Genomic DNA, 12,261 nt, shown 5'->3' on the forward strand with positions numbered 1-12,261 from the left:
AAGCCCAGGTTGTAATCACGCTGCGTGCGCTTCTTCCGGGTGGGAGTATCGTTGCCCATCTGCTCATTCTCCAGATGACAACGTATTTCAGGACGGGACACCGCAATAAAAAAGGGCGGCTCGTTGAACGAAGCCGCCCTTTTGATACGCATCAGATTACGATTGGCTCAGAGATCCAGGTAGTCCAGAATCCCCTCGGCGGCTTCGCGGCCTTCCCAGATCGCGGTGACCACCAGATCAGAGCCACGGACCATATCACCACCGGCGAATATCTTCGGGTTAGTGGTCTGGAAGGCGAACTCCGCTTCCTCGGGTGCGCTCACCCGGCCGGAATCGTCGGTGTTCACACTCAGCTCACTGAACCAGTCCGCCGGGCTCGGTCGGAAACCGAAGGCAACCAGAACCGCATCGGCCGGAATGACTTCCTCACTCCCAGGCACCACTTCCGGACGCCGACGGCCATTTTCATCAGGCTCGCCCAGCTTGGTCTGTACCACCTTGACGCCTTCAACCCGGTCCTCACCAATGATGGCAATGGGCTGCCGGTTGAACAGGAACTTGACGCCCTCTTCCTTGGCATTGGCAACCTCACGACGCGAGCCCGGCATGTTTGCCTCATCGCGGCGGTAGGCACAGGTGACACTGGCGGCCTGCTGACGAATGGAGGTGCGGTTACAATCCATGGCGGTATCACCACCGCCCAGCACGACCACCCGCTTGCCTTTCATATCGACGAACTCGCTCGCATCCTTTTCGAACCCCAGGCGTCGATTCACGTTGGACACCAGGAATGGAAGAGCATCGTGAACACCATCCAGTTCCTCGCCCGGGAAACCTCCCTTCATATAAGTGTAGGTGCCCATGCCCATGAAGACCGCATCATATTCATCGATAATGTCCTGAAGCTGGACGTCCTTGCCCACCTCGGTTTCCAGGCGGAACTCGACACCCATTTCTTCGAACACTTCACGACGGCGGGTCATCACGGTCTTTTCAAGCTTGAACTCAGGGATACCAAAGGTCAGCAGACCGCCGATTTCCGGATAGCGGTCAAACACCACCGGCTTGACGCCATTACGCACCAGCACGTCCGCACAGCCAAGGCCGGCCGGCCCGGCACCGATAACCGCAACCTTCCTGTCGGTCCATTTGACTTCCGACATATCCGGCTTCCAGCCCAGAGCGAAGGCAGTGTCGGTAATGTACTTTTCCACCGAACCGATGGTAACGGCCCCATAACCGTCGTTCAGGGTGCAGGCGCCTTCACACAGCCGGTCCTGGGGACAGACACGACCACAGACCTCCGGCAGGGAGTTGGTCTCGTGACAGAGTTCCACGGCCCGCATGATGTTGCCCTCGGACACCAGCTTGAGCCAGTTGGGAATATAGTTGTGAACCGGGCACTTCCATTCGCAATAGGGGTTGCCGCACTCCAGGCAACGGTGTGCCTGGCTGCTGGCATCCACAGGCTCGAACTGGTAGTAGATCTCGCCGAAGTTCTTGCGACGCTTGCTGGCAGGCACCTTTTTCGGGTCGACACGGCCCACCTGGACAAACTGGAAATCGTTGTTCAGTCGTTCTTTCATCGTGACGCTCTCATCATCATGATTTCGACGGGCCGCTCTCGCCATGCGGAGCGGCCACTGACTACGGTTGATGGCGGCCTTTTATTCCGGACGCGCCCGGGTGCTGGCCAACAGGCTCTTGAGGCTGGCGGCTTTCGGCTTCACCAGCCAGAAGCGGACAACGTAGTCGTCGAAATTCTCAAGGATATGGCGGGCCCATTCGCTACCGGTTTCATCCACGTGTTCGGTAACAACACCACGCAGGTGATTGCGGTAGGGCTCCATGTCCTCACTGGAAATGCGCTGGATCTCCACCAGTTCATGGTTGTACTTGTCCACGAAGGTGTTGTTCTCATCCAGCACGTAGGCGAAACCACCGGTCATACCGGCGCCGAAGTTGTAGCCAGTGGTTCCCAGCACGGCCACAAGGCCACCGGTCATGTACTCACAACAGTGGTCGCCGGCACCTTCAACAACCGCGTGGGCGCCGGAATTACGGACCCCGAAGCGCTCACCGGCGGTACCGGCAGCGTACAGCTTGCCACCCGTTGCGCCATAGAGGCAGGTATTGCCAACAATGGCGGTTTCCTGGGACTTGAAGCTGCTCACCTTCGGCGGGTGCACCACCAGCTTGCCACCGGTCATGCCCTTGCCAACATAGTCGTTGGCGTCACCTTCCAGGTGCATGTGCAGTCCACCCACGTTCCAGACGCCAAAGCTCTGTCCGGCGGTACCGGTCAGGTTCAGCACAATCGGACTGTCTGCCATACCCTGGTTGCCGTGGAGCTGGGCGATCTCACCGGACAGCCGGGCGCCAATCGAGCGGTCGCAGTTGGTCACATTGAACGACCAGGTACCGCCTTTCCTGTCCGCGATGGCCTCAGCGGTTTCCTTGACCATTCGCTCCGCCAGAGCACCCTCATCAAACGGGTGGTTACGTTCCACCTGACAGGTCTGGGGCTTGTCCGCCGGGATATGGTCGTTGTGCAACAGGTGGCTGAGGTCCAGGCGCCTCTGGCGTTCGGTATCGCCAGGCAGGCGCTCAAGCAGATCAACACGCCCCACCAGTTCCTCGAGGTTGCGAACACCCAGTCTTGCCATCCACTCACGGGTTTCCGCGGCCACGAAGCGGAAGAAGTTCATGGCCATTTCCACTGTGCCCTTGAAATGCTCTTCCCGCAGGTAATCATCCTGAGTGGCGACACCGGTGGCACAGTTGTTCAGGTGACAGATCCGCAGGTACTTGCAGCCCAGGGCGACCATCGGCGTGGTGCCGAAACCGAAACTCTCGGCGCCCAGGATGGCACCCTTGACCACATCCAGGCCAGTCTTGATGCCACCATCTGTCTGCAGACGGATCTTGCCGCGCAGGTCGTTGGCTCGCAGCGCCTGCTGAGTCTCACTCAGACCCAGCTCCCAGGGGGACCCGGCGTAACGGATGGAGGTCAGCGGACTGGCAGCGGTACCACCGTCGTAACCGGACACCGTGATCAGGTCGGCGTAAGCCTTGGCGACGCCAGCGGCGATGGTGCCGACACCTGGCTCGGAAACCAGCTTCACGGAAACCAGCGCCTTCGGGTTGACCTGCTTGAGATCAAAGATCAGCTGAGCCAGGTCCTCGATGGAATAGATGTCGTGGTGCGGGGGCGGCGAAATCAGGGTGACGCCAGGCACCGAGTAACGCAGTCGTGCGATCAGTGCATTGACTTTGCCACCAGGCAGCTGGCCGCCTTCACCGGGCTTGGCACCCTGAGCCACCTTGATCTGCATGACATCGGCGCTGCGCAGGTATTCGGCTGTAACGCCAAAGCGACCAGAGGCGACCTGTTTGATCTTGGAGCGCTTCTCGGTGCCATAGCGGGCCGGGTCTTCGCCGCCCTCGCCGGAGTTGGAACGCCCGCCGAGGGTGTTCATGGCAACCGCCAGGGCCTCGTGGGCTTCTGGTGACAGGGCGCCAAGGGACATGGCCGCGGAATCAAAGCGCGGGAAGATATTCTCTACTGGCTCCACCTCGTCGATATCCACCGGCTTGATGTCCTTGCGGAACGTCAACAGGTCACGGAGCGTGGATACCGGGCGATTATTCACCAGGCCGGCGTACTCCTGATACTGACCATAGTCGCCGCTGGTGACTGCACTCTGCAGTGTGGTGACCACATCCGGATTGAAGGCGTGATATTCCTGGCCGTGCACGTACTTGAGCAGGCCGCCCTGGGTGATCGACTTGCGCCGCTTCCAGGCGATGGCTGCCAGCTGTTCCTGGTCCTGCTGGAAGTCGAAGAAGGTGGCACCCTGGATGCGACTGGGAACCCCCCTGAAACACAGGTTCACCACTTCATCGGCAATGCCCACGGCCTCGAACAGTTGCGCACCACGGTAGGAAGTGATGGTGGAAATCCCCATTTTCGACAGGATCTTCAGCAGCCCCTTGTTGATGCCCTTGCGATAGTTGTTCTTGGCGTCGATGGGATCCATCAGCATCTCGCCGGTACGAATCAGGTCGTTGATGACCTGATAGGCAAGGTAGGGATAGACCGCCGTGGCGCCAAAGCCGAACAGCACTGCAAAATGATGCGGGTCGCGAGCCCAGCCGGTTTCCACAATAATATTGGAATCGCAGCGCAGACCTTTATCAACCAGGTGATGGTGGACCGCGCCGGTAGCCATCAGACTGTTGACCGGCAACTCGCCCTCTTTCAGATCCTTGTCCGAAAGAATCAACAGCACCTTGCCGTCATCGCGGACCGCTTTTCCGGCCGCTTCGCAGATGTCACGAACGCCATTCTCAAGCCCCCGCTCCGGACTGTAGCTCAGGGGGATCCTTGCCACCTCAAAGCCGGGCCGGTCATTGCCTTCGATGCGCAGAAACTTGGCCGGCGACAGTACCGGCGTGGTCAGGATAATCCGGTTGGCGTGGCCAGCGGTTTCCTCGAAGACGTTCTGCTCGGCGCCCAGGCAGGTCTCCAGGGACATGACCACGGCCTCACGCAGCGGATCGATGGCCGGGTTGGTCACCTGGGCAAACTTCTGGCGGAAGTAGTCGCCGACATGACGAACCTTGCTGGAAAGCACGGCCATGGGGGTGTCGTCCCCCATGGAGCCCACGGCTTCCTGACCATTTTCTGCCAGCGGACGCAGTATCTGGTCACGCTCTTCGTAGGTCACCATGTACATTTTCTGATGAACCTGGAGCTCGTCGTTGTCCATCAGCCGGAATTCCGGTGTGGCGGAGTTCAGTGTGGACTCGACTCGCAGGGCATTTTCCCGGAGCCACTTCTTGTATGGCTGTGCGCTCTTCAGTCGTTGATCGATGTCGCGGGTATGCAGCACCTCGCCGCTTTCGGTATCAATAGCCAGCATCTGACCGGGACCAACGCGGCCTTTTGCCACCACGTCTTCGGGCTTGTAGCTGTATGTGCCAATCTCGGAGGCGAGTGTAATGAAGTCATCCCTGGTGATCACCCAGCGGGCCGGACGCAGGCCATTGCGGTCCAGCATGCAGACTGCATGGCGACCATCGGACAACACCAGACCGGCGGGGCCATCCCACGGCTCCATATGCATGGAGTTGTACTCGTAGAAAGCCCGCAGCTCGGAATCCATGGTATCCACGTTCTGCCATGCCGGCGGAATCATCATCCGGGCTGCCCTGAACAGGTCCACCCCACCGGCCAGCAGCACTTCCAGCATGTTGTCCATGCTGGAGGAATCGGAACCGGTCAGGTTCACCAGCGGCTGAAGTGTCTGCAGATCGGGCAGATCCGGCGCCTCGAACTTGGCCGCACGGGCCAGAGCCCAGTTACGGTTGCCAGCGACGGTATTAATCTCACCATTGTGGGCCAGATAGCGAAATGGCTGGGCCAGCGGCCACTTGGGCATGGTGTTGGTGGAAAACCGCTGGTGGAATACGCAAATGGCAGTCTCAAGGTCCGGGTCACCCAGGTCCGGGTAGAACCGGGTCAGGTCTGCCGGCATCATCAAGCCTTTATAGGACAGGGTCTTGTGGGACAGACTGCAGATGTAGAATTCCTCGTCTTCCTCCATGTCCCGCTCTGCCAGCCGGCGGCCCACGAACAGGTCAATGGCAAACTGACGCTCGTTCTGGTCCTTGCCCGGCACCACGAACACCTGCTCGATCCACGGCAGGCACTCCTGGGCCATGGGCCCAAGGCAGGAGGGATCTGTCGGCACCTTACGCCAGCCAAGGATCTCCAGCCCGCGGTCCGTCAGCCGCTGCTCAATGGCTTTACGTCCTGCCTCTGCACGGGCATCTTCCGGGCTGAGGAAGATCTGACCAACCGCGAACAGATCGCCAGGCTGCTTGCCAAAAGCAGCCTGCGCAGCCTTACGGAGGAAACCGTCAGGGCTCTGGATAAGTAGGCCACAACCATCGCCGGTCTTGCCATCTGCAGCGATACCACCTCGGTGGGTCATGCAGGTCAGCGACTCGATGGCAGTTTGCAACAACTTGTGGCTGGCCTCGCCTTTCATGTGCGCGATCAGACCAAAGCCGCAGTTGTCCCTGAATTCATCGGGATGATACAAACCTGTCATCATAAGCGTTCTCTCGCATAAAAATGCTTTTCTGTCAGCAGCTTAAATGCCTGAAGGGCAAAAGCGCCCGCTAACACTGAAAAAAAGGGCTGGCTATTTTACACTCGTGGAAATACCTATACAAACAAATACGGTGCCAACCTTGCGCTGGCTCGGTGTGATTTGCTGAATTTCCGAGCCACAAAAAAAGGCGCTCAAGGCGCCTCTCAGATATCTCCCAGGGCCCTGATCCAGGGTTGTTGGGAGCGTATCGATGACGGCAGATCCTCGGTGGAAGCACGTGCGGCCTCCCGGCTTTCGAACTGGCCAAGGTAGACCACAAACCAGTTTTGACCATTTCGTACACTTCGAGTGTAACGCAGGCCCTCGAGTTCCGGATAGCGGCGTATAAATGTCACGGCGGTTTGCTCCTGATAACCCGCCACCAGTTGTGCCGTGTAACCTGACATTGACGTTACTTCATCGAGAATCACGAACTTTTCGGGCATAGCTGCCTCAAATGCCTGACTAGCCGCTGGCTCTGGCTCTGGCTCTGGCTCTGGCTCTGGCTCTGGCTCTGGCTCTGGCTCTGGCTCTTTGACAGGCAAGTCGCTTTCAGGCATTCCGTCAAGGCCCTCGGACGCCGAAACCGCACCTGGTGACGTTATGGCCGTCTCACCGGAACTGGCCTCCCGGTCTGGCTCAACGCCTACCGGCCCGCCACCGTTTTGTTCGCTGCCCGGCCCAACCGTGACAATGGCACGCGTTGGTTCCACCTCAGGCTTTACACGACCCGACTCGGTCTCCATGACCTGATCGTACTGACTGGCAACAAACCACCAGGAGGCACCCAGAAGCACGATGGCAAGGGCCACCCACCGGATAGAGCCGAACCAGCCCCGCATTGCGGTGCCAGCCATCTTCCCCGGCGTGGTTGCCATATCCAGCCAAACAGCATGGGCAACTCGCTGCAGACGTCCCGGGCTGCCCTGGGCCAGGGTTGTCAGTTGATCCAGGCGACGCGCGGACAGTAATTCGGACGGCTTACCACCAGCCTTGAGCACCCGTGGTTCAAGATACTGACGGATATCCTCCCGTTCAAACCACGGCAAACCGATGGCATGAACACTGGCCGAAAGGCCCTCGTCACGATCCAACCCCAACTGCTCGTGCAGACCACCAGAGCCGGCGAGTATGGGAACAGCCGCCAGTGATCTGTCTGCACAACGAAAGGCCTCCAACAGGCCCCGCAATACTCCGGACGATGCCTGATCGGCGTCATCCACCAGCAAAACCTGCCGTCGCCCCTTGCAGGTAGCTTCCTCCGACAGCGTGAAAAACGCGGCCAGGGCCTCCCGTGATGTTTGCCCTTCAGGAGGACGGCGACCGATTCCCCGATACAGGGCGCGCACCACGGCGTCAAGGCAGTCCAGCTTGCCGGCATGAAGGCGGATGAACTCCAGCCGCCCGCCTTCACTCCTTACCAGTTCCCCAAGCAAGCGGGTCTTGCCGGCTCCCCGGGCACCAGTGAGTATCAGTGCCAGGTCGCCAAAACCACACAAGTGTCTCAGGGTTTCCAGCGCATGCTGGCGTTGAGCACCGGCATAGAAAGGCGTCTCGAGCGCGAGCGGGTCCTCCCTGAGGCCGTACCGCTCCTGCAATCGGGGGAACAGTCCGCCGGCTTCCAGACCAGTCAGAACATCGCTCATGGGTGCAACGACCTCCCGATTTCTGCGTACCCGTTCATCAATGGCAAAACGCGGACAGCGTGTCTGCCAGAGCATCTGGCGAAAAGCGGTCGGTAACCTCTGCGTCACCCAGGCTGCGAAGCAGTATCAGGCGCAACTGCCCATTCACATTCTTCTTGTCCACGGCCATCAGATTCATAAAGTGGTCTGACGTCATATCGTCAGGTACACCGGTGGGCAGCCCGGCAGAAACAATGACCGACTTCACCCGGCGCAGATCCTCGTCGGTGATGAACCCAAGTCGCTTTGACAGGTCAGCAGCCATCACCATGCCCGCGCCGACCGCTTCTCCATGGAGCCAGTTTCCATAGCCGGCGTGGGTCTCGATGGCATGACCGAAGGTATGACCAAGATTAAGGATAGCGCGCAAGCCTTCTTCGCGCTCATCCTGCGCCACCACGTCGGCCTTGCAGACACAGGAGCGATAGATAGCCTCCGTCAGGGCCTCTGAGTCAAGGCTGGTCAGGCTCGCCATGGCGCCTTCAAGCCACGCCAGGAAATCCGGCTCCCTGATCAGGCCATACTTGATCACTTCCGCCAGGCCAGCTGAGATCTCCCTCTGTGGCAGAGTCTGCAGGGTATCGGTGTCGATAAGCACACTGCGAGGCTGGTGGAAGGCACCGACCATGTTTTTACCCAGCGGGTGATTGATGCCGGTTTTACCACCCACTGACGAGTCCACCTGGGAAAGCAGGGTGGTCGGGATCTGGATAAAATCCACACCGCGCTGGTAACAGGCAGCGGCGAACCCCGCCATATCACCCACCACACCTCCTCCCAGGGCCACCAGCGTTGTCTTTCTCGAGTGACGATTCTTCAATAAGGCGTCGAATATGAGGTTAAGGGTTTCCCAGTTTTTGAAGGCCTCGCCGTCCGGCAGGATCACCTCATCCACCTGGCACCCGGGGAAGCTATTACGGGCCTGCTCCAGATACAGTGGCGCCACCGTGGTGTTGGTAACAATCATAACCGTCCGACCGGACACGTAGGGGGTCAGGTCGAAGCTCCCCAGCAGTCCTTTGCCAATCAGAATCGGATAACTGCGGTCTCCCAGCTCTACCCGAAGTTCCCGGAACGTATCAGGCATGGTTTCGGTCCTCCTTTTTGACCTTGCGCCGCTGGCGTGGGGATCGGGGATTCAGACGATTGATAATCTGCCGAACGACCAATCTCGGGCTCTTTCGATCTGTCAACATGACAATATCCGCCAGATGCGAATAAACAGGGTCGCGTAGCTCAAAAAGTCGCCGAAGTACCGCTTCCGGATCCTGGTTCTGCAACAATGGACGGTTTCGATCCTTACGGGTCCGTTCGATCTGCTGCTCCAGGGATGCCTTGAGGTATACCACGACAGCATCGCGCTTGAGCCACTCATGATTTCCCTCCTTCATCACGGCGCCCCCACCAGTGGCCAGAACCGATGCTCCAACTTCGGAAAGCTCCCTGACCATGGCCGATTCACGCTGACGAAACCCCTCCTCCCCTTCAACATCGAATATCCAGGGGATATCGGCACCACACCGCTCTTCGATCATGCGGTCAGAGTCCAGGAAGTGATACCCGAGTTCCCGGGCCAGTTGGCGACCGATCGTGCTCTTGCCCGCCCCCATGGGCCCGACCAGCACGATTCGTCTAGGTAACGGCATTGCTTCAACTCCCGATTGAACAGGTCGGTGAGAATACCATAAACACAAAAAAGCCGCCGGTGTGACGCGGCGGCTTTTGCTAAGGCCACTTACTTAGTCAATCAAGTTGCCTTCCATGATCTTCGGAGTGATGAAGATCAATAGTTCGCTACGCAGGTCTGACTGCTCCGTGCGCCGGAACAAGGCACCCAAGAACGGGATGTCACCGAGAAGTGGCGTCTTGGTTACAGTATTGGTGCTTTCTGATTGAAAGATGCCGCCCAGAACCACTGTTTCACCATTTCCAACCAATACCTGCGTTGTCACCGAGTTGGTGTTAATGGCCGGACCGGCTGAAGTATCTTCACCGCGCGAGTCCTGAGTAACCAAAAGGTCCATGATGATCTTGTTATCCGGCGTTATCTGGGGCGTCACTTCCAGAGACAGGGCAGCCTCCTTGAATGATGTCGAGGTAGCGCCACTAGATGATGCCTCCTGATAAGGGATTTCCTGTCCGGACTCGATCTTTGCAGTCTGCCGGTCTGCTGTTACTACTCTAGGCTGTGAAACAATCTCAGCCTTGCCATCACTCTCCAGCGCAGACAGCTCCAAGTCTACCAGGAAATCGGCCCCGCCCAAGCCCAAGGCAAATGATGAAGCGCCAGCTTCAGAAACACCCAGATCTACTACCAGAGCATCCGGATAAACGACCTCCTGATCATTCCATACGCCCTCGTTACCTTCAATGGACCCACTACCAAACAGGGTGTTACTTCCATCATCATCATAGAAGCCTCCGCCCCAGCGAACGCCTAAACTTTCCGCCACGTTGGTCTGGGCTCTTACAATCCGAGCTTCAATGGACACCTGGCGCACTGGAATATCCCAAGTATTGATCAGACGACGAATCTCTTCCAGTTTCTCACCGGTTTCACGAACACTGATGGTATTGGTTCGTACATCCGAAGAGATGAAACCACGGTCAGAGATGAGCTCTTCATCCTCCTGGATCAAGCCAACGATATCCCCCGCTTTCGCGTAGTTTACCTGGATAATTTCCAGACGAACCGGTGCCAGTTCGGCAATCTGCTTGTTGGTCTCCAGCTCCAGACGCTCACGAGCGGCAATCTCTTCCGCCGGCGCCACCAGCAGCACGTTACCGATCTGCCGCTTATCCAGCCCCTTGGTCTTCAGTATCAGCTCCAGCGCCTGATCCCAGGGCACATTCTGTAGACGCAGAGTAATGCTGCCATCAACGGTGTCGCTGGCCACCAGATTCAGGCCCGTGAAGTCAGCGATCAGCTGCAGTACGGAGCGTACCTCAATATCCTGGAAGTTCAGGGACAGCTTGTCACCAGTGTAGGGGAATTTCTCTTCCCGACGGCGCTCGGCTTCATCTTCGGTCAGCTTCTCAACGCTGACCGTGAAGCGGGAACCGGACTGGTAAGCGAGATAGTCGTAAGCGCCCTGGGGACGAATCTCGACGATCGCATCGCCACCTTCGACAAAGGTGTCAACACGAGTGACCGGCGTGGCAAAGTCAGTCACGTCCAGACGGCGACGCAAGTTAGCCGGCACCTCAGCGCCATCCATAACCAGCCGGATCCGACCACCCTGCTCGTTCAGGGCAACCGGGACACGGCTATTGGACAGGTCAATAATGACCCGGGCCTCGCCATCCTCGCCCCGGCGGAAGTCCACACCGGTAATGGCATCCCCGGATACCGATTCAGGAGCGGACACGGACGTGGAGGTGCTACCGGCGGACGTGGCAGCCGAAGCGCCTGCCGACGCTCCACCATTACCGATCGTGACAATCAGGCTGCTGCCCTCCACTTCGGTCTCATAGGGCACAAGCTCCACAAGATTGAAGATCAGGCGGGTACGATCCTGGGTTTCCACCACGGTCATGCTCTGGGTGTTGCCATCCCCCAGGGACATGTTGCGGCTGTCGAGGCCGCTGACCGTATCATCGAGATCAATGGCGATCCGCGCCGGCCGCTCAATGGTATAGCCAGAGGGTTCTGGCGGTGTGCCGTCAAAACTCAGGACTACTTCGGTGCGGTCGCCAGAGAGCGAGGAGAACTCCACGTCCTGAAGCGTTGCCGCATTGGCAATTCCGGCTGCTATCGCCAGAGTTGCCGCGCTCATCAATACCGTGAATTTTCTGAACATCGCTAGCCTCGACCCCAAAACTTGTGTTACTTGCCGGTTTCTTTGTGTATGCATGTTCTCGCCGCTCCTTAGCCTTCTTCTTCCAGGGACAGGGATCGCGGCCTTTCAACCCATCCCCCCTGTCCGTTGGGCACTATCTCCAGAAGCTCAACCCGGGTTTCGCTGATACCGATAATGCGGCCATAGTTGGTTCCCATGTAGTTACCAGAGCGGACTCGGTGAATGCCGCCGTCCGCGTCCTCAATCAGAGCGAACAGGTTGCCGCCAGCGCTTGCCAGTGTGCCCACCATCTGCAGCTCAGTCAGACCGTAGTTCTCAAGAACCTCTTTGGGTCGATCGAGATCCGGCTCCACCGTGCTTTCAGGGGTATCGTCCAGCATGGTGAGCTGGACATCCACTGGTGGCTCGAAGGGTGCGCGGCGATCCGACGCCGAATAGGTAAAGGCCTCATAGGCCTGAAATTCCGGCAGCGGTTCCACATGGCCCCGCGGTTTGTTGCGAGTTTCTTCCATATATCGGTCAAGATCTGAAAAGCCACTTTCCTGGGTACATCCGACCAGCGCAGTTGCCAGACAGACTCCCAGCCAGGCTTTTACTGCATGCTGTCTTGCCATG

Annotated in this window: 7 protein-coding genes; all 7 read right to left on the reverse strand. The window is 58.5% G+C overall.

Translation table 11 applies throughout. The features are described from left to right. Positions 1-167: 167 nt before the first annotated feature. Complete coding sequence (locus ACFOZ5_RS08605; protein ID WP_379886632.1) at positions 168-1,586, reverse strand: FAD-dependent oxidoreductase; 1,419 nt, start codon at positions 1,584-1,586, stop codon at positions 168-170. Between the two features lie 81 nt (positions 1,587-1,667). Next, positions 1,668-6,122 (reverse strand): glutamate synthase large subunit, encoded by a 4,455-nt coding sequence (gltB, locus tag ACFOZ5_RS08610; RefSeq protein ID WP_379886633.1) that lies wholly within the window; start codon positions 6,120-6,122, stop codon positions 1,668-1,670. Between the two features lie 203 nt (positions 6,123-6,325). Next, positions 6,326-7,807, reverse strand: coding sequence for an AAA family ATPase (locus ACFOZ5_RS08615; RefSeq protein ID WP_379886634.1), 1,482 nt, complete (start codon positions 7,805-7,807; stop codon positions 6,326-6,328). Positions 7,808-7,844: 37 nt separating this feature from the next. After that, positions 7,845-8,933, reverse strand: a complete 1,089-nt coding sequence (gene aroB, locus ACFOZ5_RS08620; RefSeq protein WP_379886635.1) for a 3-dehydroquinate synthase — start codon at positions 8,931-8,933, stop codon at positions 7,845-7,847. After that, on the reverse strand, positions 8,926-9,492 hold the full coding sequence (gene aroK / locus ACFOZ5_RS08625) for a shikimate kinase AroK (protein WP_379886636.1): 567 nt from the start codon (positions 9,490-9,492) through the stop codon (positions 8,926-8,928). The genes aroB and aroK overlap by 8 nt, the downstream gene beginning before the upstream one ends. 93 nt (positions 9,493-9,585) lie before the next feature. Further along, a complete protein-coding gene (gene pilQ / locus ACFOZ5_RS08630; RefSeq protein ID WP_379886637.1) occupies positions 9,586-11,646 on the reverse strand; it encodes a type IV pilus secretin PilQ in 2,061 nt (686 codons plus the stop codon). A 68-nt stretch (positions 11,647-11,714) separates the two neighbouring features. Next, the gene (locus tag ACFOZ5_RS08635) at positions 11,715-12,260 is read right to left on the reverse strand and encodes a pilus assembly protein PilP (RefSeq protein WP_379886638.1); all 546 of its coding nucleotides are present in this window, start codon (positions 12,258-12,260) and stop codon (positions 11,715-11,717) included. Position 12,261: the final 1 nt, after the last annotated feature.

This window comes from Marinobacter lacisalsi, assembly GCF_042651045.1.
Lineage (GTDB): Bacteria > Pseudomonadota > Gammaproteobacteria > Pseudomonadales > Oleiphilaceae > Marinobacter > Marinobacter lacisalsi.

Excerpts from the sequence above, each read along its gene's own strand:
- ACFOZ5_RS08605 (WP_379886632.1), bottom strand. The coding sequence starts at position 1,586 with ATGAAAGAACGACTGAACAACGATTTCCAGTTTGTCCAGGTGGGCCGT.
- gltB (WP_379886633.1), bottom strand. The coding sequence starts at position 6,122 with ATGATGACAGGTTTGTATCATCCCGATGAATTCAGGGACAACTGCGGC.
- ACFOZ5_RS08615 (WP_379886634.1), bottom strand. The coding sequence starts at position 7,807 with ATGAGCGATGTTCTGACTGGTCTGGAAGCCGGCGGACTGTTCCCCCGA.
- aroB (WP_379886635.1), bottom strand. The coding sequence starts at position 8,933 with ATGCCTGATACGTTCCGGGAACTTCGGGTAGAGCTGGGAGACCGCAGT.
- aroK (WP_379886636.1), bottom strand. The coding sequence starts at position 9,492 with ATGCCGTTACCTAGACGAATCGTGCTGGTCGGGCCCATGGGGGCGGGC.
- pilQ (WP_379886637.1), bottom strand. The coding sequence starts at position 11,646 with ATGTTCAGAAAATTCACGGTATTGATGAGCGCGGCAACTCTGGCGATA.
- ACFOZ5_RS08635 (WP_379886638.1), bottom strand. The coding sequence starts at position 12,260 with ATGGCAAGACAGCATGCAGTAAAAGCCTGGCTGGGAGTCTGTCTGGCA.